The 23,644-nt window shown below is 50.5% G+C and carries 20 protein-coding genes; 13 read left to right on the top strand and 7 right to left on the bottom strand.

Going from position 1 to position 23,644, the window contains the following annotated elements; genetic code table 11:
* Positions 1 to 37: 37 nt before the first annotated feature.
* From rlmD to AB1N33_RS12810, 4 genes are all read left to right on the top strand, one after another.
* Complete coding sequence (gene rlmD / locus AB1N33_RS12795; protein ID WP_411271952.1) at positions 38 to 1,381, top strand: 23S rRNA (uracil(1939)-C(5))-methyltransferase RlmD; 1,344 nt, start codon at positions 38 to 40, stop codon at positions 1,379 to 1,381.
* A 15-nt stretch (positions 1,382 to 1,396) separates the two neighbouring features.
* Complete coding sequence (gene relA / locus AB1N33_RS12800) at positions 1,397 to 3,577, top strand: GTP diphosphokinase (RefSeq protein ID WP_411271953.1); 2,181 nt, start codon at positions 1,397 to 1,399, stop codon at positions 3,575 to 3,577.
* Complete coding sequence (gene mazG, locus AB1N33_RS12805) at positions 3,555 to 4,361, top strand: nucleoside triphosphate pyrophosphohydrolase (RefSeq protein ID WP_411271954.1); 807 nt, start codon at positions 3,555 to 3,557, stop codon at positions 4,359 to 4,361. Before relA ends, mazG begins: the two co-directional genes overlap by 23 nt.
* Positions 4,362 to 4,567: 206 nt before the next feature.
* On the top strand, positions 4,568 to 7,099 hold the full coding sequence (locus AB1N33_RS12810) for a DUF5666 domain-containing protein (RefSeq protein ID WP_411271955.1): 2,532 nt from the start codon (positions 4,568 to 4,570) through the stop codon (positions 7,097 to 7,099).
* Positions 7,100 to 7,190: 91 nt separating this feature from the next.
* Here AB1N33_RS12810 and AB1N33_RS12815 read toward each other — a convergent pair whose 3' ends face one another.
* A complete protein-coding gene (locus AB1N33_RS12815; RefSeq protein WP_411271956.1) occupies positions 7,191 to 8,042 on the bottom strand; it encodes a transporter substrate-binding domain-containing protein in 852 nt (283 codons plus the stop codon).
* Positions 8,043 to 8,377: 335 nt separating this feature from the next.
* Between AB1N33_RS12815 and rplM the strand changes: the two genes are divergently transcribed.
* From rplM to AB1N33_RS12850, 7 genes are all read left to right on the top strand, one after another.
* Complete coding sequence (gene rplM, locus AB1N33_RS12820) at positions 8,378 to 8,806, top strand: 50S ribosomal protein L13 (protein ID WP_411271957.1); 429 nt, start codon at positions 8,378 to 8,380, stop codon at positions 8,804 to 8,806.
* Positions 8,807 to 8,818: 12 nt separating this feature from the next.
* Entirely contained in the window at positions 8,819 to 9,211 is a 393-nt protein-coding gene (rpsI, locus tag AB1N33_RS12825; protein ID WP_411271958.1) for a 30S ribosomal protein S9, read from the top strand.
* Between the two features lie 421 nt (positions 9,212 to 9,632).
* Positions 9,633 to 10,265, top strand: coding sequence for a ubiquinol-cytochrome c reductase iron-sulfur subunit (gene petA / locus AB1N33_RS12830; RefSeq protein WP_411271959.1), 633 nt, complete (start codon positions 9,633 to 9,635; stop codon positions 10,263 to 10,265).
* A 1-nt stretch (position 10,266) separates the two neighbouring features.
* Positions 10,267 to 11,532, top strand: coding sequence for a cytochrome b (locus tag AB1N33_RS12835; protein ID WP_411271960.1), 1,266 nt, complete (start codon positions 10,267 to 10,269; stop codon positions 11,530 to 11,532).
* On the top strand, positions 11,529 to 12,263 hold the full coding sequence (locus tag AB1N33_RS12840) for a cytochrome c1 (RefSeq protein ID WP_411271961.1): 735 nt from the start codon (positions 11,529 to 11,531) through the stop codon (positions 12,261 to 12,263). The genes AB1N33_RS12835 and AB1N33_RS12840 overlap by 4 nt, the downstream gene beginning before the upstream one ends.
* 112 nt (positions 12,264 to 12,375) lie before the next feature.
* A complete protein-coding gene (sspA, locus tag AB1N33_RS12845) occupies positions 12,376 to 13,008 on the top strand; it encodes a stringent starvation protein SspA (RefSeq protein WP_411271962.1) in 633 nt (210 codons plus the stop codon).
* Positions 13,005 to 13,451, top strand: coding sequence for a ClpXP protease specificity-enhancing factor (locus AB1N33_RS12850; RefSeq protein ID WP_411271963.1), 447 nt, complete (start codon positions 13,005 to 13,007; stop codon positions 13,449 to 13,451). The genes sspA and AB1N33_RS12850 overlap by 4 nt, the downstream gene beginning before the upstream one ends.
* 58 nt (positions 13,452 to 13,509) lie before the next feature.
* Here AB1N33_RS12850 and mgtE read toward each other — a convergent pair whose 3' ends face one another.
* The gene (gene mgtE / locus AB1N33_RS12855) at positions 13,510 to 14,868 is read right to left on the bottom strand and encodes a magnesium transporter (protein WP_411271964.1); all 1,359 of its coding nucleotides are present in this window, start codon (positions 14,866 to 14,868) and stop codon (positions 13,510 to 13,512) included.
* A 553-nt stretch (positions 14,869 to 15,421) separates the two neighbouring features.
* Between mgtE and AB1N33_RS12860 the strand changes: the two genes are divergently transcribed.
* On the top strand, positions 15,422 to 17,911 hold the full coding sequence (locus tag AB1N33_RS12860) for a hypothetical protein (protein WP_411271965.1): 2,490 nt from the start codon (positions 15,422 to 15,424) through the stop codon (positions 17,909 to 17,911).
* A gap of 270 nt (positions 17,912 to 18,181) precedes the next feature.
* The gene (locus tag AB1N33_RS12865; protein ID WP_411271966.1) at positions 18,182 to 19,423 is read left to right on the top strand and encodes a hypothetical protein; all 1,242 of its coding nucleotides are present in this window, start codon (positions 18,182 to 18,184) and stop codon (positions 19,421 to 19,423) included.
* 787 nt (positions 19,424 to 20,210) lie between these two features.
* On the opposite strand, the gene AB1N33_RS12870 is transcribed toward AB1N33_RS12865, so the two are convergent.
* Genes AB1N33_RS12870 through AB1N33_RS12890 form a run of 5 tightly spaced genes read right to left on the bottom strand, consistent with a single transcriptional unit; the run spans position 20,211 to position 23,603 of the window.
* Positions 20,211 to 20,483 carry an HPr family phosphocarrier protein gene (locus AB1N33_RS12870; RefSeq protein ID WP_411271967.1) on the bottom strand — a complete coding sequence of 91 codons (273 nt, stop codon included), beginning with the start codon at positions 20,481 to 20,483 and terminating at the stop codon, positions 20,211 to 20,213.
* Positions 20,483 to 21,328 carry an RNase adapter RapZ gene (rapZ, locus tag AB1N33_RS12875; protein ID WP_411271968.1) on the bottom strand — a complete coding sequence of 282 codons (846 nt, stop codon included), beginning with the start codon at positions 21,326 to 21,328 and terminating at the stop codon, positions 20,483 to 20,485. Before rapZ ends, AB1N33_RS12870 begins: the two co-directional genes overlap by 1 nt.
* A 27-nt stretch (positions 21,329 to 21,355) precedes the next feature.
* A complete protein-coding gene (ptsN, locus tag AB1N33_RS12880; protein WP_411271969.1) occupies positions 21,356 to 21,799 on the bottom strand; it encodes a PTS IIA-like nitrogen regulatory protein PtsN in 444 nt (147 codons plus the stop codon).
* A 12-nt stretch (positions 21,800 to 21,811) separates the two neighbouring features.
* On the bottom strand, positions 21,812 to 22,099 hold the full coding sequence (gene hpf / locus AB1N33_RS12885) for a ribosome hibernation promoting factor (protein WP_411271970.1): 288 nt from the start codon (positions 22,097 to 22,099) through the stop codon (positions 21,812 to 21,814).
* 28 nt (positions 22,100 to 22,127) lie between these two features.
* Complete coding sequence (locus AB1N33_RS12890) at positions 22,128 to 23,603, bottom strand: RNA polymerase factor sigma-54 (protein ID WP_411271971.1); 1,476 nt, start codon at positions 23,601 to 23,603, stop codon at positions 22,128 to 22,130.
* Positions 23,604 to 23,644 lie beyond the last annotated feature (41 nt).

Genomic DNA, 23,644 nt, shown 5'->3' on the forward strand with positions numbered 1-23,644 from the left:
ATCGGCGTGTTCCGGCCAGTTATAAAAGAAGAGAGTTGTGGTTAGTTTCTATAAGCCAACAAAGCGCAAAGCGAAAAATGTGGTCAGTGGACCGGTCAGGCAACAGGTTGTGATTGATGACTGGGACTGGCAGGGGCAGGGCGTGGTGCGCGGTAAACCCGTTATGTTTGTTGAAGGCGCATTGCCCGGCGAGCACTGTGAGGTTGATGTGACGCAGGCTGCCAGGCAGGTAGCCCATGGCAAGTTGATTCGTGTTGACAAGCAGAACAGTGCGCGGCGTGACGCGTTTTGTCCAGTGGCCGCAGAATGCGGTGGCTGCCAATTACAACACGTCGACCCAGACGAGGCGCTGCGCTTACGTCAGCAGGCCATAAACCACAAACTGCTGTCAGTACTTCCGCAGTCCGAACTTAACTGGTGTACGCCATTAACCGGCCAGACGCCGGCATACCGTCGTAAGGCGCGATTGGCAGTCGATGCCCGGCGCGAAGGTAAAGTGCGTGTTGGGTTCAGAGCCAAGCGCGACAATAAAGTGGTAAACATTGAACACTGCCCGGTACTCGAAACGTCGTTGTCAGCGCTTATCAGCCCGTTGAAGCAGGTCCTTAACCTTCATGGTGGCGCACGCCACATTGGGCATATCAGTCTGATGGCCGGCGACAATGTCAGTCAGATAACGCTGAAAGCGACCCGGCCGCTGGCGACAGCGCTGACACACGCATTGGCTGAACTGGCGAAAGATAAAGGCGTTAACCTGCTGCTGGAGAACCAAAACGGTGATATTACCCCGCTACACAAAGTGGAGGCCGTCACCTGTCGGGTCACCGAAAACCGCTATCTTAAGCCGCAACCTAATGATTTTATCCAGGTGAACGCGGCAGTGAACCGCGCGATGGTAGAACAGGCCCTTGCATGGCTGGCGGTGAAGCCCGGCGAAAAAATAGCGGACTGGTTTTGCGGGCTGGGCAATTTTAGTCTTGCGCTGGCTGATGCCGGAGCGACGGTGCAGGCTGTGGAAGGCGTGGCTGCAATGGTGCAGCAGGGTCAACAGAATGCACTGGAACAGGGCATTGACACAATTGACTGGCGGCATGCGGACTTGTCCAATCCCCAACGTCTGACTGATTGTCTGGCATTTGCATCTGATAAAGTGCTGCTGGATCCATCCCGGGAGGGCGCACAGGCCGCCGCAGAGGCGCTCGCGCAGCACAAGGTTGATTGCATCGTGTATGTTTCTTGCAACCCCGGCACATTCATCCGTGATGCAGCCATTCTTGCGGGCGGTGGCTACCGCATAGAGAAGATTGGACTGGTTGAAATGTTTCCTTATACACAACATCTTGAGGTCATGGCGTTGTTTACGTCAGACTCGCTTGCGTAACACGAGAATCAGCACATGGTGTCGACACGAAAAGTACATGAGCCTGAACGCCCGCCATTTGAAGCCTGGCTGGATAGTCTGGCGCTCGGCGCAGAGACGAAAGAAAAACTAAGGAGTATCTCGTCTGCGCCGGAGCGACTGCTGGTGGGCCAGGAGATGGTTGAGATCCTGCATGAGCTCAATATGGACGATGTGACACTGCAGGCCGCGCTGGTATTCCCTTATTGTGAGGAACATGCGCTAAGCGAAGATGAGGTTGCTGATCAGTTTGGGCATGAGATCAGTCAGCTGATTACCGGCGTACGACGCATGGATGCCATCAAAGCCCTGCATTCGCGTCGTCTGGGGGGCGGTGGCAAAAACGAGAAGACCGACGAACAGCACATCGACAGCATTCGCCGTATGCTGCTGGCAATGGTCGAAGATGTCCGCGCCGTGGTCATTAAAATGGCCGAACGGATCTGCGCATTACAAAAGGTGAAAAAAGCCGACGAAGAAACCCGGGTGATGGTCGCGCGGGAATGTGCCTCGGTGTACGCGCCGCTGGCGAACCGGCTTGGTATCGGGCAACTGAAATGGGAGCTCGAGGATCTGGCGTTTCGGTACCTGCATCCTACGACCTACAAACAAATTGCAAAGCAGCTTGATGGCAAGCGCAAAGAGCGGGCCGAGTACATCGAGCGAACCGTATCCGAGTTGCAGGCGCTACTGGATAACGAACATATTCGTGCCGAGGTGTATGGCCGGCCAAAACACATTTACAGCATCTGGAAGAAAATGCAGAAAAAGCGGCTGACGTTCGAGCAGCTGTTTGATATCCGGGCGGTACGCATAATTGCCGACAGGCTGCAGGATTGTTATGCCGCGCTGGGCACCGTGCACGCCAACTATAAACATATTCCCAAAGAGTTCGACGACTACATAGCAACCCCCAAACCGAATGGTTATCAGTCTATCCATACGGTGATCCTGGGGCCGGAAGGCAAGCCGGTAGAAATTCAGATACGCACCCAGAAAATGCACCAGGATGCTGAGCTGGGTGTGGCGGCTCACTGGAAGTATAAGGAAGGCTCTGCAGGCAAACAGTCTGGCTATGATGAGCGCATCAACTGGCTGCGACGCATCCTGCAGTGGCAGGAGGAAGTGGCAGAGTCAGGCGATCTGGTCGAGGAATTACGCAGTCAGGTGTTTGATGACCGGGTCTATGTTTTCACGCCCAAAGGCGACGTCATCGACCTGCCTTCGGGCGCGACGCCACTGGATTTTGCCTACTATATTCACAGCAATGTCGGTCACCGTTGTATTGGTGCTAAGGTCAACGGCCGCATTGTCCCGTTTACCTATCAGCTGCAAAGTGGTGATCAGGTTGACATTCTCACCGGCAAAAATCCTAATCCGAGCCGTGACTGGATGCATCCTGGACTGGGTTATGTTCACTCCAGCCGGGCACGCGCCACGATTCACTCTTTCTTTAAAAAGCAGGACAGAGAGAAGAATATGGCAGCGGGCAAGGAACTGCTTGAGCGTGAAATTGCCCGCGCACACATTGACAGTAAACATGTGAGTGAAGCCTGCGCCAAATTCAATGTAAACAGTGTGGATGAGCTGTACACGGCAATTGGGGCTGGTGATGTACGCATTATGCAGGTGGTTAATCACCTCACCCATTTAACCGCTCCCGAGCCTGAACCCGAAATCAGCCCGAAAGTGAAAACCCGCAAAACGGCTGGGGCTACTGGCAAAAAGGACGCAGTGGTCGTGCAGGGGGTTGGCCACCTGATGAGTCAGCTGGCCAATTGCTGTAAACCCGTGCCGGGCGAACCGATTATGGGGTATATCACGCAGGGCCGGGGCGTCAGTGTGCACAAGGAAAGCTGTGAACAGTTACATCACTTGCTTGAGCAGCACCCGGAGCGTCAGATAGAGGTCAACTGGTCTGATGAACTGAATGTCGGTTTTGAGACGGTGGTGGAAATCTTCTGTACCGATCGAACTGGCATATTGCGTGATATCACAACGGTACTGGCAAATGAAAATGTCGCACTGCTTGGCGTAAATTCGCAAAGTGACAAACGCCGGCAAACCGCCGTGATTTCCATTTCGGTGGAAGTACAGGACGCCGACACACTGGCGAAAGTGATTGAACGGTTACGTCAGCTAAAAGGAGTGGTTGATGTCAGACGTAAGCAACACTAATCCTGAGCACGAACTTCATCGTTTGCTGACCATCATGGCACGACTGCGTGATCCTGAGACGGGCTGCCCGTGGGACGTCAGGCAGTCGATGGCATCGCTTACCCGATACACCATTGAAGAAGCCTATGAGGTAGCGGATGCTATCCATACTAATCAGAGTGCAGACAGCGTTTGTAATGAACTGGGTGATTTGCTTTTTCAGGTTGTGTTTTATGCGCGAATTGCTGAGGAGCGGGGTGATTTTACGTTTTTTGATGTCTGTCGCGCTATCAGTGACAAGCTGGAGCGTCGCCATCCGCATGTGTTTGGCGACGGTGACCGAAATGCAGATTTGTCGGCGCAGTGGGAAGCCATTAAGGCCGCGGAACGGACACAGGAGGACAATGACAGCGTCCTGTCCGGCATTCCGTCAGGCCTGCCGTCTCTGACGCTGGCCGTTAAAATGCAGAAAAAAGCCGCCAGCGTGGGGTTTGACTGGCCTGATATTGACGGCGTGATGGACAAAGTGCGCGAAGAAGTCGGCGAAGTTCAGACTGAACTGAATGCTGCCAGCGTCAATAAACAGGCCGTAGAAGAAGAGATTGGCGATCTGCTGTTTGCGATAGTCAATCTTGCCCGCCACGCAGAGGTTGATCCCGATACCGCACTGCGCAACGCCAGTCATAAATTTTCCGCACGTTTTAAGCAGGTAGAGCAACTCGCAAATAGTGAAGGTAAAGACCTGCGCAGGCAGTCACTCGACGAGCTTGAAGCACTGTGGTGCATCGCCAAACAAAGGACGTAGCGGCGTTCAACGTTCTTCTGCGTCCACACAGCTTTACATTCCGCCTGTCCACCGACACCCCGTGACAGCAAAATATCCGATTCCCACTATAATTGTGTGGTTATTGTGCGGCGTTATGTTGTATTAATTTTTATACCTTACCGGCATGGTCTATGGCGTAAGCTGATTGTGAATATAAGGTTGCATTAATATAAAGGGGTGATCTCATGAAACGTCTGTTATGTCTGGCACTATTTACTGTGTCAGGTCTCTTTGGCTGTGGTGGCGGAAGCAGTGAAACCGCAACACCTCAGACGCCAGCCGCTGCAACGGCGAGCCTCGATGTGTCGGTGCAGGGGCTGCCTGAAGATACGTCTGCCGATGTCACTGTGACAGGTCCGGACGGTTTCTCACAGACCATCACCGGCTCTGAAACACTGACCGGACTAGCTGCGGGAACCTACACTCTGACGCCGGGGAACGTTGATGTCGATGGGGTGACGTTTGACGTACAACCCGCGGAGCAGACGGTGACGCTCAGTAACAACAGTAACGAAACGGTATCGCTGGTGTATCAGGCGCCTATCAGTAGCGACGGGGTAATCAGTAATTTTGGCAGTGTGTATGTCAACGGCCTTCGGTTTACCACCACCGATACCACGTTTGAAACCGATGGCAGTGACGACGCCAGTGAAGACGAACTGGACATTGGTATGGTGGTGAGCGTGCAGGGACGTGCTACGGCAGACGGCAGTATCGCCCAGGCAAGTCATGTTGCTTACCATGTCAGTGCACTGGGGCCGGTCGATGCAATCTCTCTGACGGACTCAACCTTTACGTTACTCGGCCAGACATTCCATGTCGATGAGCTCACATTGTTTGAGGATGTCACGTTCGATGCACTCATCGTGGGTGATATTGTGGAAGTGAGCGCTTACGTTGATGATGCCATCGGGCTGGTAGCCAGCCGGGTAGAGTTAAAGGACGATACGATAACGACGTTCAGAGTCAGTGGCACCGCTGAAAATCTGGATCAGGACGCCAGCACGTTCACGCTGAATGCGCTGACGGTTGATTATAGTGATGCGAGCGTTGATGGCACATTAAGCGACGGCGCGGACGTTCGGGTTGTGGCATCAGCGGCACCGGTTGATGGTGTACTGACTGCGGATGCAGTGCATGTTGAGGACGATGATGACAGCGTTGGTCAGGTTGCGCTGGACGGTGTTATCACGTCGATGTCCGATGACATGACGTTCGTTGTAGCTGATCAAACCGTACGCTGGTCTGAAGAGACCGATTTTTACGGTGGCGAGGACGATGACCTCACCGTGGGCCTGCGCGTGAAAGTCTTTGGATTATACGCCGATGATGTGCTTGATGCGGTGGGTATCCGCCTTGACAAGCCCGGTGTGATCAAGCTTGAAGGACCTGTGAGTGCGGTGGATCCCGATGCGAGCACATTAACAGTGCTAAATACGGTGTTCACTGTCGATGCGCATACCCGCCTTCTTGACAAGTCATCACAGGGTGTCAGACGTATGACCCTTGATGATTTTGCGATTGGTGATGAAGTTGATATCAAAGCCTTTCAGGAAGGGGATGTGCTGCTGACCCGCTTGATTAAGCGGAACGAGGCGGCGGGCGAGAGCGACAGTTCTGAGATAGAAATGTCGGGACGTGTGACCGCCATTGATGCGCCTGAGTTTACCATTCAGGGCGTTACTGTCATCACGAACGCTGTAACCCAGTTCGAACTGGATGACGAAGACGTTGACGCAGATACCTTTTTCGCCGCGCTGTCGGTTGGCGACGAGGTTGAGCTGGAAGGTCAGGTTCAGTCGGACGGCAGTGTACTGGCGTTAGAGGTAGAGTTTGAGGACGAAGAACGCGGTAATAGCGAACGTCATCGTGTCAAGGTAAAGGGCGTTATACAGAACGTGGTATCGGAAGAGGAGTTCGTTGTTAACGGCCGCTCAATCTACATCAATGCGTCGACCCGCTTCGAAGATGGCAACATAGATGACATCGTGGTTGACGCGCTGGTCAAAGTGAAGGGGATAGAAAATGATGACGGTGATATTGTCGCCAGCAAGATAGATTTTGACCGTGAAGATGAAAGCGAAGACGTTGAAGTTGAGGGTGAAATTGACGCGTTCGAATCTGCCACCGATTTCTCGGTAGACGGTGTCAGCGTGACTACATCGGAAGAGACTGAGTTTGAGGATGGTACTGCAGATGATCTTGCCCTGGGGGTCATGGTTGAAGTGAAAGGCGTGATGAACGACGCTGTGCTGGAAGCCATGTCTGTCAGCTTCAAAGACACAGATGATGATGTTGAAGTGACAGGTGTTATCAGTGGTTTTGAATCACCGGAGGCGTTCTACGTGGGCGAGCAGGCGGTCACAACAACATCCGATACTGAGTATGACAACGGTAACCGGTTACGACTGGCTGACGGTGAACAGGTAGACATTGAAGGTCGTCTCAATGAAGAGGATGTGCTGGTTGCCCGCGAAGTGACGTTTGCGGAGCGCGATGAAGCTGAAATTGAAGGCGAAGTGAGTGAAGTCCTCAGCGACAGCCAGTTTTCAATTGGCGACATCTTCGTGTTCATCGATTCGGCTACCATCTTTAAGAAAGGCACTGCTGACGATATTGCAGTGGGTGTCTATCTTGAGGTAGAGGGCTATGAGAACAGCGAAGGCGTTGTTGCAGAGATCATCGTGTTCAGTGAAGCTGAGGATGAGGACGACTAGTTCTGGCCCGATATTCAAAGACAACGGATAAAAAGCGGCGCAAGCCGCTTTTTATTTATGCGCTGGCTATTATGCCTGGTAGCCCGCCTGCTTACTGACCGGACAGGTCGCCAACGGTGTTAAGCTGTTCAGCGTGGGAATACAGCGCGCTGACGGCAGCGTCTCTGTGTAAGTCCCAGCGAGCATAGGGCAGGGCGTACGAAAGTGACGGATTGTCGATATCATGTACCTTGCGCTCATTATCATTAAGCAGCGCCATCGCATCACGATGATTAGGGTGGGCCATGAACAGGGTATCCAGTTCTCCACGTTCAAGCAGCCTGGCCAGGCCGGTGTAAAGTCTGGCAGCAAGGGCAGTGTTGTCCTTGCGGACAAAGAAATATTCGTAGGCAGGGTAACGGATGAGGTGATATTGCTCCATCATCAGCGCTTTGTCCTGGTTTCGGTTAAGGTCCATCTGGATCTCGATAATATTGCGCGGAAAACAGTCGACCATGTCGCGATCAACCATATTGAACATGGACACATACCACTGACTCCATTTGACGCCTTTTACGTTAAAACCCTGGTTCTCCAGAATTTTTAAATCAGGCCAGTCTTCTCCCTGAACCGCCAGTTTCTGCTTTAACTCGTCGGTCGTCATATTTTTTGGAAAGTTGTCCTGTGCGCCTTCTCTGATGATTAACGTCCGGTAGCCTGACAGTCCGCGCATCAGCGGAAAGCGAATGGCCAGTAGCGTGCTCTCGCGTTCATCATTGGTCATGCTCCACATGACATCAGCCTGCCGCTTGCTGACAGTTTTCATTTGTCGAGCCTGGGGCATGGGGTGTGAATGTGCTATCAGGCGGGTAGTGCCCATTTCCGCGGTAACAGCCAGCACGCGTGACAGCACGTCTCGGTGATAATAGCCGTACTCGTCACCTTCAAATGCACGCGTATACACAATGCTCTCCTCTGCCTGCGTGTTAACGCAGCATAAAAGCAGAAACAGAGAGACTAAACGCGCTCGCATGGTCGTTATCGATGAGTAAAAAGAAGTGCTGTATAAAACGTAACCGATCTCCGGCCATGAGTCACTGATCTTTTTGTGCATTTTTGTCAATCAGGGGTATGCTTTTTATGCAATTGCTGTATAATTCGCGCCCTGCCCAGTTACGCCCACCTGTGGGAAGGTGGAAGAATCAATCGGCTCGAAGGGGCCCAGGCATTGATTTTTTGGTGAGACTCGCAACAGCGCGGGGCTCGGTAACGACGAATTTATTCGGGTGAATAGTTAAAATGAAAACTTTTGTTGCAAAACCAGAAACGGTTCAACGTGACTGGTACGTGGTAGACGCCACTGACAAAACTTTAGGTCGTCTGGCTGCAGAAATCGCCAAGCGCCTTCGTGGTAAGCATAAGCCAGAGTACACGCCGCACGTTGACGCGGGTGACTACATTGTAGTTATCAATGCGGAAAAAGTGGCTGTGACTGGTCGTAAAGCGCAGGACAAAATGTACTACGCTCACTCTGGTTACCCAGGTGGTCTGAAAGAAACTAACTTCGAAAAGCTGATTGCTCACAAGCCAGAAATGGTTATCGAGAAAGCAGTAAAAGGAATGCTGCCTAAAGGTCCTCTGGGCCGTGCAATGTTCCGCAAGATGAAAGTTTACGCAGGTGCTGAACATAAGCACGCTGCTCAGCAACCACAAGTTTTGGACATTTAAGGAGCAACTGACATGGCAGATACTCAATATTACGGCACTGGCCGTCGCAAAAGTTCTACTGCTCGTGTGTTCCTGCGTCCAGGTACAGGTAACATCACAGTAAACCAGCGTGCTCTTGACGAGTACTTTGGTCGCGAAACAGAGTGCATGGTGGTTCGTCAACCACTGGAACTGGTAGAAATGACTGAAAAGTTTGACGTATACGTTACTGTTCGCGGTGGCGGTTCAAACGGTCAGGCTGGTGCTATCCGTCACGGTCTTACCCGTGCACTGATGGAGTATGACGAAGCAATGCGTCCTGCTCTGCGCAAAGCTGGCTTTGTTACGCGTGACGCCCGTCGCGTTGAGCGTAAGAAAGTGGGTCTGCACAAAGCACGTAAGCGTCCACAGTTCTCAAAACGTTAATTTTACGTTTTATACAAAAAACCCGGCTTTTGCCGGGTTTTTTATTGCAGTTGCGTCAGCGGCTCCGAAACGCGGCTGTGCGCTGCTTAAACGCTTTCATCGGCGTAAAATGCATACGCAGTTTGCGCGATACATATCCCCTTCTTTCATCTGCCTGCACCATTCTAAATGACGTTTAGCCCCGCACGAGGCGGTAAACATGAAAAATATGTTTTAATTCCAGTAATACCTTGTGTTTGTAAGGACTTTTCCCTTATCATTTCGGGTTGAAAACTAACAAAATTCGTGAGTTCTCGGACTGGTATGCAGTATCGCCGAGGTAAATTCATGACTAGCCGACATGGCATCTTGTTCGCTGACATCAAAATAATAATCAGGTGAATTAAAGAGACCATGATTATCCAAACCTGGAGAAATGTGGATGAGCAATGTATCCGTAGATGCAAATGAGCCAGCACATAACGAAAACCAGCCAGCAAGCAATACTCGTCGTCGATTCCTGACCGTTGCGACGTCAGTAGTTGGTGGTGTGGGCGTTGTGGGCGCGGCAGTACCGTTTATTGCGTCCTGGAACCCCAGTGCCAAGGCACGTGCGGCCGGTGCAGACGTAGAGGTTGATATCAGCGGTATTGAGCCTGGCCAACTGGTTCGTGTTATGTGGCGTAGTAAGCCAGTCTGGATTGTACGTCGTACGCCAGAAATTCTTGATGAGCTTGCCAAACACGAAGACAAGCTGAAAGATCCGAATTCTGAGGCTCAGCAACAGCCTACATTCGCTCAGAACCGCTACCGTTCTCTGAAAGAAGAATACCTGATCCTGGTTGGTATCTGTACTCACCTCGGCTGTTCTCCAACCCATTTGAAAGACGGTGCGTTCGAAGAAATCGTTGAAGGGGTACCGGATGGGTTCTTCTGCCCGTGTCACGGCTCTAAGTTTGACATGGCAGGACGCGTATTCGAGAACGTCCCGGCACCGTTAAACCTGGTGGTGCCTCCATACCAGTTTGTTGATGACACAACGGTCATCATCGGCTCAGAAGCGGAGGTTGCATAACATGAACGGCTTTCTGAATTGGATTGAAGAGCGCATCCCAATGATGCGGGTGGCGAATATGCACGCCATCCAATACCCTGCGCCTCGCAATATGAACTTCTGGTACGTGTTCGGTTTCCTTGCGACCATCGTACTGGTTAACCAGATTGTTACTGGTGTATGGCTGACAATGAGTTTTGAACCGTCTGCAGAAGGTGCGTTCAAGTCGGTTGAATTTATTATGCGTGAAGTTGAGTATGGGTGGATTATCCGCTACATGCACAGTACCGGCGCATCAGCCTTCTTTATTGTTGTGTACATGCACATGTTCCGCGGCATGATTTATGGCTCATACCAGAAGCCACGTGAACTGCTGTGGGTGTTTGGTATGTTTATCTACCTGGCTCTGATGGCGGAAGCCTTCATGGGTTACGTACTGCCATGGGGACAGATGTCTTACTGGGGTGCCCAGGTAATCGTATCGCTGTTCGGTGCTATTCCGGTTGTTGGCCCTGACCTGGTCGTCTGGATCCAGGGTGACTACGTAATCAGCGGCGCGACACTGAACCGTTTCTTTGCTCTGCATGTTATTGCATTGCCTCTGGTCATTGTTATTCTTGTGTTCCTGCACATCATTGCGCTGCACGAAGTTGGCTCTAATAACCCGGATGGCGTGGCAATCAAGCACAAAAAAGGCTCACTGCCGGAGTCAGAGAAAACACCTTACAAAATCCACGAATACTACACTGAGAAGTACGATATCGCTGATGATGTTGTGCCATTCTTCCCGCACATCGTGCTGAAGGATTTGGTGGCATTCTGTGTGTTCCTGGCTGCATTTACCTACATTCTGTTCTTCGCGCCGGAAATGGGTGGTAAGTTCCTTGAACATCCGAACTTTGAAATTGCCAACCCGCTGAAGACGCCTGAACATATCTTCCCGGTATGGTACTTCACGCCGTTCTACGCGATTCTGAAAGCGGTTCCGGATAAGCTGTTTGGTGTACTGGCCATGTTTGGTGCGATTGCGGCACTGTTCGCGCTGCCGTGGATTGACCGTGGTCGCGTACGCTCCTGGCGTTACCGCAGTGGTCTGCACAAGGTTAACCTGATTGTGTTTGCTATCGTCTTCATCTTCCTTGGTTATCTGGGCGGCACGCCGCAGGAAAACTGGAAGATCATTGCGTCGCAAGTTGCCACAATCATGTATTTCGGCTTCTTTGTTGCTCTGTTCCTGTACAGCAAAAACGAAACAACAAAACCTGTACCAGCGAGGATCCCTAAATGAAAAAACTGATGTTATTTCTGGCGTTCGTCCTTCCTGGTGTTGCGCTGGCAGCAGGCGGCAACGTGCACCTGGACAAAGCGCCGATTGACCTGACTGACAAAGCGTCGCTACAACGTGGTGCGCAGATTTTCATGAACTACTGTCTGGGCTGCCACGCTATGCAGTACCAGCGTTATCAGCGTACCTTTAATGACCTGGGTATTCCTGATGATCTTGGACAGGAAAACCTGCAGTTCACCGGTGAAAAGGTGACAGACTATATCACCCGTGCGATGCCTGAAGAGGCTGGCGGCAACTGGTTTGGTAATCCTCCGCCAGATCTGACGCTGGTAGCCCGTGTTCGTGGCGCAGACTGGATCTACACCTATCTGCGTACGTTCTATGTGGATGACAGCCGTCCATTTGGCGTGAACAACAAGGTTTTCCCTGATGTTGGTATGCCTCATGTGCTGCAGCCACTGCAGGGTACGCCTCGCGAAACACACGAACAAGCGATGGTCGACGGTGAAATGGTCGAACGTTACGTTGGCATCAAGAGTGATGGCGACGGTGCCCTGTCACCAGGTGAATATGACCAGGCGGTAGCGGACCTGGTGAACTTCCTGGAGTACACCGGCGAACCAATGCGTCTGCAGTCAGAGCGTATTGGTAAGTGGGTACTGGTCTTCATCGCGGTATTGTTTGTGTTTGTTTACCTGCTGAAGAAAGATTACTGGCGGGAAGTGCACTAAACCGCACAAATTATGTATAATGACCGAAGGGGCGAATTCGCCCCTTTTTTCGCATCCGGAGACTAAGGTTCAGGGTGCACTGTTATCTGTATTTCTCGACGGAGGAAATTGAATGGCCGTTGCCGCGAATAAACGTTCTATCATGACGTTGTTCTCAGACACAATCGACATCTACAGCCATCAGGTACGTATTGTACTGGCGGAAAAAGGGGTCGGCGTTGAAATCAGTTATACTGATCCAGCCAATCTGCCTGAAGATCTTATCGACCTGAACCCTTACGGAACCGTTCCTACTCTGGTAGACCGTGAGCTGGTCCTGTACCACTCGCATATCATCATGGAATATCTGGATGAACGTTTCCCACATCCTCCTCTGATGCCGGTATATCCTGTGTCTCGTGGTCAGAGCCGTCTGATGATGCACCGCATCGAGAAAGACTGGTATTCACTGGCAGCGCAGATCTTCAGAGGTGAAGGCGATGTTGATGCCGCGCGCAATGAGCTGCGTGAATCACTGCTGGCACTGGCTCCAGTGTTTGCAGAAATGCCGTATTTCATGAGCGAAGAATTCAGTCTGGTTGACTGCTACCTCGCACCGTTACTGTGGCGTCTTCCCGCACTGGGTATCGAACTAAGTGGTGCAGGCAGCAAAGAACTGAATGCTTACATGAAGCGCCTGTTCTCACGCAGTTCATTTAAAGCCTCGCTGACGGACCAGGAACGCGAAATTCATAATCCGTTATGACTTCGATGACCTCCAATCAGCCTTACCTGCTTCGCGCCTTCTACGAGTGGATTGTTGACAACGAGTTAACGCCTTACATCGTGGTGGACGCGACGCGTCCGATGGTTGAGGTGCCACAGGAATTTGTGAAGGACGGACAGATTGTCCTGAATATCTCCCCGTCGGCCTGCGTGAATTTCATGCTCGACAATGACGGCTTGTCCTTTCAGGCCCGCTTCGGCGGACAGCCACGACGTCTCAGCATGCCGTGTCATGCCATTATGGCTATTTATGCCCGGGAAAATGGCGCAGGAACGGTTTTTGCCACTGAAGAAGACCTGCAGGATGAGCCGGAGCAAACGCCGGCACCAGCACCTGCTCCGGTCGATGAATCGGTGCATGAACCAGGAGATGCACCTGTACCTCCGAAGAAAGGTAAGCCAAACCTGAAAGTCATTAAGTAAAAAAACCGCGGTTATCCGCGGTTTTTTGTTTGTGATGTTCAGCGATGCAGACGTCAGATTAAAGCAAAAACAGTGTGGCAGTGCCAAGAAAGGCAAAAATACCTACCACATCGGTGATGGTAGTCAGGATGACACTGCCAGCAAGTGCGGGGTCAATTTTGAGCTTTTTCATGATAATTGGCAGCATCGCGCCGGACAGGGCGGCGGCCACCATATTGATCATCATAGCAAATGCGATTATGGCTCCCAGCGTGTAGTCCTGCTTCCACAACGCAATAACCGTGGCAATTAATACTGCCCAGATAAGCCCGTTGAGCAATCCAACGGCAAGCTCTTTACTAATCAGCCAGCGCGAGTTCCCCGGGTTGACGTGGCCAAGTGCCATACCGCGAATCACCAGTGTCAGGGTCTGGTTGCCCGCTACACCACCCATACTAGGTACGATGGTATTGAGGATAGCAAGTACCGCCAGCTGACTCAGTGCCGCCTCAAACAAATCACTGACAGCCGCTGCGAGCAGCGCGGTTACCAGATTAAGCCCAAGCCACACTGAACGGCGGCGGGTACTCAGCCAGACCGGGGCGAAGGTATCCTCTTCGTCATCCAGACCGGCCATACTCATCATCGAGTGCTCAGCATCCTCACGGATAATATCCACCACGTCATCGATGGTGATACGGCCTACCAGGTGATGTTTGCTGTCCACTACTGGGGCCGACAGCCAGTTATAGCGTTCAAACATGCTGGCGACTTCATCATCCGGCATATTGTCGGGGATTGCTTCGGGCTCTTCGTCCATCACATCGGCAACGTGTGCGTCCGGATCAGCGGTCAGTAACCGGGCTACCGGTACCACACCAATCAGCATGTCAGTCCGGTTTACCACGTACAGTGCATCGGTATTTTCAGGTAAGTCGCCTTTGAGGCGGATATAACGCAGAACCACATCAATCGACACATCAGGCCGCAGCGTGATGGTGTCGGTATTCATGATGAAGCCCGCGGTTTCTTCGCCGTAAGACAGGGCCTGCTCGGCCCGCAGCCTGTCCTGGGCATCCATCGACGCCAGGATATCCTGCAGGACCTCATCGGGCAGACTGCTCAGTGTTTCCGCCAGATCATCGGTGTCCATGTCTTCCAGTGCATCAACCACACTGGCAGGCATCATCCGGCTGATAATGCCGTTACGCACGTCTTCCGAGAGTTCTTCGAGGATGTCACCATGGAAGTCGGCGTCAATCAGATCCCAGAGCTCTTCACGGGTTTTACTTGGGCTGGATTCAAGAATAAGGGCAACATCGGAAGGCGGCAGTTCCAGCAGCATTTTCCGCACAGACACAAACTGCCCGCCGGCTAATGCCGCATTGAGCTGTTTTAGCTGATTCTGCGCATGTCTGGATGCGATAGCCTCTGCCACAAGACGTACCTAACTCTCTGATTCTGGTCGCTAATAGGATACAGCACAAGGCAACATAGTGTCATGGTATTTGCGCGGTTGAGAGGTGCAAAGGCAGTGATGCGGGGAATGCGGCCGGTTACACCGTGAACTCAAAGATGTAGGCTATGCTCCAGTTTCCGTGCGGAGGACGTCCCAGAATAACCTCTCCGCACTCCCCGCTGCCAAAACGTCTCTGTTGGCGCTTACGTGACACGACTCCCATAGCATTGCTTTATAAGCACCTGATTCGGTTTTTTGTTGCGTTTGTTATCGACTGTCGAAGTAAGCTGTTGACACGTTATGGCACTAATTAACGGGCTGGATTAGTCAAAAACGACATTCGGGAAATCGGTCTTCCTCAATACTTTTATTGTTTCCACTGCTAGACCAGCTGACAAACATTTAAAGTGAAAATTTGTCCTCCTTGACATTATGTTAAGACAGACTACTGTCTAATTTGTGACCAGCCTGTTGTTCATCATTGGATATAGTTGTTTTTTCTTTTCAACTACACTCTTTAAAAGGATTTTTTATGTTAAGGATAAGCTCCTTCCGGCACTTCGCCAGCCAGACCGCTTTCAAACTATGGGGATTATCGGCCCTGTTTCTATACAGCACGGTGGTAAATGCACAAATGGCGTCAACCACTGAGGATCTGATTAAAACACTGCAACAGGCCTCAACAATGTGTTCGGGCTCATGCCGTCAAGTATGTCGGCAAGGTGCGGAGCAAATTACTGGCTGGGGTACGGTAGCCGGTCATCAACAACAGGCAGCTGAGGCGATGAGAAATTGTTCTGCCGCTTTTGGTTCCGATATCAGCATTGTCGGTAAACCCGGCACGATGCAACAGATGGTAAGCCTGAGCATGGCAGCAGGGCAGATCAATACTATTGCCAGCAAAGAATCCACACAGGTTGCTTCAAATTCGGGCAATAAGGTGCAGGCAGGGTTTCCTGATTTACCCGATCTCAGTTATCTGAATCCTGAGGGGTACATCGATACCGACAAAGTTATCGCTGTATTGAAGCAACTCCCCGCCTTTTGTGCCCCTTTCGAAAGAATGTCAGAGAGAAATACTTGTATACAAGCTTGTGGCGATAGGGCGGAACGTCTGCAAAACGCAGTTTCCCTTTATCAACAAGATAAGGGCAAATTAGGGCAAGTTAAGGGGGAGTTTACCGGCCTAATGGGCTGTGAGAGCTTTTTCGGTGGCTTTTCCACTCGCGATGATTCATTTCCCAAGCTGAAGAATTTTTTAAGTCAGGTTCGTCAGGATAGCCTGCAGAAATGGCCGTCCCCCGAGCCTCTATCTCTGGAGTTGGCCGATTTGGAACCTACTTCGGCGCAAAAAGCACAGGACATTGTTGAACAACTGCGGGATGTAAATGCCACCGAAAAATTAACGTTTCAGCAGGCCCAGGCACTACTCAAGCGTCATCCCGACTATCCGTCATTGCAAAAGCGGGTTAAAAACAGCCAATACAGTCTTTCACAGTTACAAGAATTCTTCGACAAACTGTTGACGCAGGAAGAAAGTTACACGAAAGCGAATAAACAGAATGAATGGAAAGATAAGGCGAGACAAGTCGGCCCTGTTGGTGCGGGGGCGGAGTTACTTGCGGCCAGTAACGAGAGCTGTTCACTAGATTATTTGAAGAAATATCAGCGTCAAACTCCCTGGATGGGCTACCGCCCATTCCCCATTGATAGAATCTATGACCAAGGTGTGAGGAATAAATCAGAGTTGCAGTATCAGCTTTCGGCAGCCTATTTACACAGGCTTTGCTTCGCTGAACTCACCGAATCGTTAAAACAACAGGTAGCCGGCATCCAGGATCCTGATGCTGTAGAAGAAAAAATCCAACCCTATTTTTCTCAGCCTCCCATCACCAGTAACAGCAACTTATTCAACAAAGGTCCTGGCAGAATGATGAGCCAAGCTGAGTGGACCCCAGCCTGGATAGCGTATGTCGATCAGTTGTCAGAGTCTGCTCGCCAACGTGAACGGCAAGCACATCAAGCTCAGCAAGAGTTGCTTGCCAAGCAGCAAAAGGAACAGGCAGAAAAGGAAAAGCAGCGTCAGCTGGTCGAACAACAAGCTGATTACCAGCAAGCTACCGCAGATTATTTCGAGGCTGCCAATATGCAATATCCAGTATTACTCGATGAACCGGAACCTATTTATGGGCGGCTCAGAGACTCAGTAAAGAGGAATGAAAACACCTTCAGTTTTAAAGTATTGCTAGAAGACATGAGCAAGCAAAACACAAAGTATCTTCGTTTGGTTAGACAAATATCTCAAGACAACATTGTGACACAGATTGGTCAGGCCGCAGAGGTACCTCCTATGGATGGCTCCAGTTTCTTCGTAAAAGTCAGGGTAGATGATACCTCTTTGAAAAACCTGGCTCAGTGCGAGGCAGCTCAGCCCCAACTGGAAAAGTTAATAAGTAATCCAGACGCTTTGAATGGCAAAATGTTTTTGTTGTTGGTGCATTCAGTCAAGTCATGTCCGAGTGCTGTATTGGCAGGAGGTGCAGCCAGCGGGACTGCTATCATGGCGTTAGGCAGCTATCAGAGAGCATTGGAAAGGGAGATAAGAGCCATTTCGCCAGCTTTCAACCCGGCAAAATTCTACCACCAATACGATAACAAAATAGCAGGACAGTTTGTTCAACAAATCTGGGGGATTTCCACTGAGCAGGCAGTTATCCAGTACAAAACCAAGCAAGGTAAACAAGAGCAAGAGATAAAACAGTTTAAGCAATGGGCCACAAGCCAGCCATTGCCTTCTCCGCCGTATCAATATAGTCAGCAAGAACGTCTTGTGATCATTGCCCACATTGAACAAAACGATTGGCGTTGTCCGGGGGTGACTGGCACCAGAGGAGAGAGTCTTCCGTGGAAGGCATTTACCGCAGGATTAAACAAATGCTCTGTCATCAGTAAAGATTCAGTATTCAGAGACTTTGCCAAGAGTTACTTAATTGAATTTCGTAACCGCCCCGATGGAGGCTGATCATGAACCTGAGATCGGTTTTCTTAGCGTCGCTTTGCAGTTGTATTCACAGTGCACTTTATCCTTTTATGATGCTGGATGCGCGAAAGCTACGCCGGTTTTTGGCAGAGGTTTTCGCCATTATAGATTAAAGGTTCCTCTGAGAAAGCATTGTCAGGTGACCAATTGCTCAACCTGGATACGCTCCTAATTGGTTGGGAGTGTTCTGCTGGATATCTTATGGCCTGATGAAACTCAACAACGACGAAATTACACAAGGAGTGGTAAAAAATGAAACGATACATTTTTAAATTAACCCGTTGTTTGATAATTATTCCGGGATGGGTAGCGGTGTCTTCTGTCCATGCCCAAAACAGTGAAATATTTGCCAATACGCCATTGGGCCAATATATCAATAGCAATCCACAAGAGTTTTCCAAAATAGACCTATTTGTCACAGGTATCGGATCATATGCGGAGAGTCTGCTGCAGCAATCGTTGTCAGAAAACTCTCATCCCAATAAGTTGAACACAGTGAAAGCATTAATTGCCTGTCAAGACCTCTCAGGCGCGTTTTCCGAAGCAACAGACAGTGCAAGGTCAAGTACTACTGCCATCGCAAATTACAATGCCGCCATGATGCAGTGCCGCACCATAATGCCAAAATTGAAACCTTATATGGACAGTGACAATGCGACCATGATGCTTTGGCAGCGCAAAATGACGCCTTTGCTGCAAATTCCCCGCACTCTGCCTTTCCATGATATCCAGCGGGCCTATCACACAGAACTGGACAATAAAGCCAGTGCCCTAATAAACGGGGGCTCACATACTGCCACTTCTAAATCACCAAGTCCTAGTAAAAGTAACCTGACAACTGAACTTCCTCCTTTACCTAGTGAGCCATTTACGTTTAACTGGCAGGAGCTGGATGAGATTAAAGGCCACATACGCGCAGCGCTCAAAGCGTATCAGTTACACCAACAACCCGGTGAATGCCAGGCGTTGGCAGATTCAGAAAATAACGTGGTGTCTCTTTACAAAGTGGTCAATGAGTTAGTGAAATCTTGCAAGAGTACCCTATACACCAAAGGTTACGCTGGGAATTTAATTAATTTCAGTCTTGCATACCGCAAGCAGTTCTATGAAATTGAACAAAAGAATCAGGCATCGTCAATAGGTACCCTGCCTCTCCTGCCATCACAACCATTTCGATTCGTAAAGGATGAGGTGTTGGCCATAAAGTCATATTTATCCGCCGCCAGCGCCCAATCTCTTGATCTGAGTTATTCGCAACAAGTCGGCATGCATAAGGGGGAGGTATGTAAGACTGACGATGTACAAAAGCTCGGCACAGACCTTAGCGCTCCCTTTGTTAAGCAGTACTGGCAACAGGTTATTGGCCAGCTACAGAGTTGTGCGACCTTTATGTCACCGCACAATAGAGCAGCTTTGGAGCCGCTGCAGTCAATGCTGAAGGATTATATGGCTGTATTACAAGCACAAAAAAGTCGACCTTTTTTTGGAAAGTAAATGGCCATGTACAAAATGGGTTATCTCTAAAAAACACAGGGTCACTGAGAACACCGATGAGTATTGCCGCTGCAACCACTGATTTTATAAACCTCTCGCAGCGGCATTTTCAGGACCAAAGAAAAGAAGTGACTGATAGTGGCATTTACAGAAGTTCGTGAATTCTCTCGAAACCAGGGGCGTAGCTGCATAAGCCGGTATTTGATAAAGCCCGTTTAATGAACCTGTTAGTTCGACCTATTTTCAACATGGAAAGTGTATTCCTTGTTGAATTCATTAAGCTGGCCAACCTCAGAACCGTCGTCATGAAAACACCATCCGCTTTCACTGCATTCCATTGAAATTTCGGAAACGCTTTGCTTACCATTGAACGCATAAATGCTTATGCATTTTGCAGGTTCCTCTCCTCGTGTTGCGCCACAAAACATGACCCCGACAGGCTGCCATTGACACGAGTATTCGGCTCAATTTCTTGCAGAGGAAGAGTAATTGAATGCGCGGTTCCCTTTATTAAGGGGTAATGTTCTGCCTGGTACTCCTTGGCTACGTTTCTCCCCAAGGAAAAGTGATAAGACTGACACTCTGGATTGTCGACAGTAGTGATATAACGCACTTTGAGTTTGTAGGTCAGGGATGAGTCAATGCTACCGCTTAGATGAATATATTTTGAAAAAGGAGTGTCAGACCTGACCACACCTTCTGTTGACGAACACCCAGCCAAGACTAAGAGTATTAACATACTGAACCGTAATCGCAATCTGCCCCACCGCGCACCATAAGCCATTAATTACTCTGCCTCGTTAAACTTGCCAACGATGAGGGCCTCAATGGCATCCATGGCCTTGTCGGCATCGCTGCCCTCGGAGATCACGGTCACCTGCTCGCCCTGATGGCTTTCCAGCATCATCAGGCCCAGTACGCTGCTGGCATCGGCCTGTTTGTCGCCTTTTACCAGGGTCACCTGGGCATCAAACTGGTTAGTCAGCTGCACTAACTGGGTTGCAGCGCGGGCATGCAGGCCAAGCTTATTAACGATGGTCAGGGTTTTTTCGCACTTCATCAGGCTGACAACTCCCGGTGTCTGATTTGCACGTCAGGGTGAATGTCACTGAACGCCTTTGCCAGAGACTGCGCAATGAATACCGAGCGGTGCTGGCCGCCGGTACAGCCAATAGCGATAGTGACGTAACTACGGTTGTTGCGCTCCAAATGGGGTAGCCAGGTTTTCAGCAGGTTCTGAATCTGCCAGATAAATTTGGTCACAATTGGCTGTGAGGCGAGAAAGTGCTCAACCGGTCCATCCAGGCCGGTCAGATGTTTCAGATCGGGTTCCCAGTGGGGGTTTGGCAGAAAGCGGGCGTCAAACACGTAGTCGGCGTCTTTGGGAATGCCGTATTTAAACCCGAATGACTCAAATACCAGCACCAGCCGTGAACTCTTCTTACCCAGAATACGTTCCCGAATCAGTTCGGCAAGCTGATGCACTGAAAGCTTGTCTGTATCAATATATAAATCTGCGCGCTCGGCAACCGGCGCCAGCAGCACCGATTCGGCCTTTATTGCTTCTGCAAGCGAGATGTTCTGCTTGGATAACGGGTGGAGACGGCGGGTCTCACTGAAGCGCTTCACCAGAACGTCGTCACTGGCATCGATATACACCACGGTCATGGTCCAGGAGGAGGGCAGGTAGTCGAGAATCTCTACCAGCTCGTTCGGATCTTTCGGCAGGTTACGAACGTCAATGCTCACCGCAACCTGGTCGTATTCATCGACGACGGTGTGGGTCAGCGTAGGCAGCAGGTTAACCGGAATGTTGTCGACGCAGTAGTAGCCGAGGTCCTCGAGCGCGCGAAGTGCGACGGATTTACCGGACCCTGACCGGCCACTGATAATAATAAGCTTCACGATTCGCTCCCTGGGTTGTGATGCCGTTCACTGCAATGCAGTGATAATGTCGTCACTGGTACTGGCGCGACGGATGGCTTTTACGGTTTCTTTGTCGTTGAGTTTACTGGCTACCGTAGCCAGTGTCTGCAGGTGACCCTCAGTCTGATCTTCAGGTACCAGCAGGGTAAAAAAGATATCCACCGGCTGGTTATCAATGGCGTCAAAGTCGATGGCCGGAGAACTGGTCACCACAATGGCGATAACTTTTTCCAGGCCGGGGAGTCTGCCATGGGGCAGGGCGATGCCATTGCCAATCCCGGTGCTGCCCATACGCTCACGCGAGAGCAGACTGGTCAGTACGGCGGCCTGATCAATCTCGGGATTATTTTTGGCAGCAATGTTGCTGATAATCTCAAGAATTCGTTTTTTACTGTTGCACTGGACCGCACATTCGGTGCGGTCCAGGCTGACTAAGGCTTGAATATCCATAAACGCAATGAATTAATGCTTCTTCATCTTTTCCTTGTGTTTAATAACCTGCCTGTCGAGCTTATCAACCATACTGTCGATAGCTGCATACATATCGGTATCTTCTGAAGACGCAAACACTTCAGCACCGCTGAGGTGAACCGTCGCTTCGGCTTTTTGAGACAGCTTTTCTACATTAAGAATGACGTGAACGTTGGAAATATGATCGAAGTGGCGCTCCAGCTTGCTGAACTTAGTATCGACATAATTACGCAAAGAGTCGGTGATTTCGACATGATGACCGGTAAGGTTGATTTGCATATTTCGTCTTCCTTATCTTTGTGAGCCCCTAAATAAGGCTCTTACGTTGGTTAGACGGGGGGATCGCAAGCGATTCCCGGTATTTTGCTATTGTCCGCCGGGCAACCATAATTCCCTGCTCGGCCAACAATTGAGCAATCTTGCTGTCACTAAGTGGTTTACTGGGCTTTTCAGCCGCAACCAGTTTTTTGATCAATGCGCGAATCGCGGTTGAGGAACACTCGCCACCTGACTCTGTTGCCACGTGACTGGAGAAAAAGTATTTCAGCTCAAAAATACCCCGCGGTGTATGCATGTATTTTTGCGTGGTCACCCGCGAGATGGTCGATTCGTGCATATCTACCATTTCTGCGACATCATTCAGCACCATTGGTTTCATCATTTCCGGACCATGTTCAAAAAAGCCCATTTGTTGCTGCACAATACAGTTAGCCACTTTCAACAGCGTTTCGTTGCGTGACTCCAGGCTCTTAATGAACCATTTAGCTTCCTGCATGTGCGAGCGAATAAACTGGGAATCGCTGCTGTTACGCGCATTCCGGCTCATGGCCGCATATTGCTGGTTAATACTCAGTTTAGGCAGACTGTCGGGGTTAAGCTCAACAATCCAGCGACCATTTTTCTTCACCACCGACACATCCGGAATCACGTACTCCGGATCTTTGGTAACCAGGGCACTGCCAGGCCGTGGGTTAAGCGTCTGTAATAACCGCATGGCTTCACGTAACTGATCTTCCTTCAGACGGGATTTGCGCATCAGCGTGCGGTAGTCCTTGCTGCCAAGCAGATCACTGTATTCTTCAATCAGCATGCGGGCTTCAGCCAGCCAGGGAGTATCCTCTGAAAACTGTCTTAGCTGAACCAGCAGGCATTCCTGCGGGGTACGCGAACCGGAGCCAATCGGGTCGAATAACTGAATGCGTTTAAGCACACACTCGACCTCGTCCATCTCTACCGGCTCTTCGGTTTCATCTGAGTTAACACTGGCCAGAATGTCATCAAGTGGCACCGTCAGGTAACCGGATTCGTCAATCGAATCTATGATTGCCGTGGCAATGGCACGGTCGGTGTCGGAAAACGGCGTCAGACGCATCTGCCAGAGCAGATGATCCTGAATGTTTTCTGTGGTTTCACCCTGAAAAACCTGGTCATCGTCACTTGAGGGGCCAGGGGCAGGGGCAGATGACGCGGAATAATATTCGTCCCACGTACTGTCAATGGGAAGCTCATCAGGCAGGTCGTTTTTCTCTAACGCATCTCCGGCTTCTATGCTGTCACTGCTGGCCGAGACAGTCTCCTGATGATCGTCATTGTCGATATTGTTTTTTTCGGGCAGGTCATTGTCCTGACCTTCGTCAACCTCAAGTAGCGGGTTCGCATCCAGCGCTTCCTGAATTTCCTGCTGAAGGTCGAGCGTAGACAACTGCAGCAAACGGATTGCTTGCTGCAATTGCGGTGTCATTGTGAGCTGTTGACTGAATTTTAATTGTAAAGATGGTTTCATCTACGTCTTATAAGTAATGCTCGTGATTGTGTCTCTGTTAT

It is taken from the genome of Alteromonas nitratireducens, assembly GCF_040812025.1.
GTDB lineage: Bacteria > Pseudomonadota > Gammaproteobacteria > Enterobacterales > Alteromonadaceae > Alteromonas > Alteromonas nitratireducens.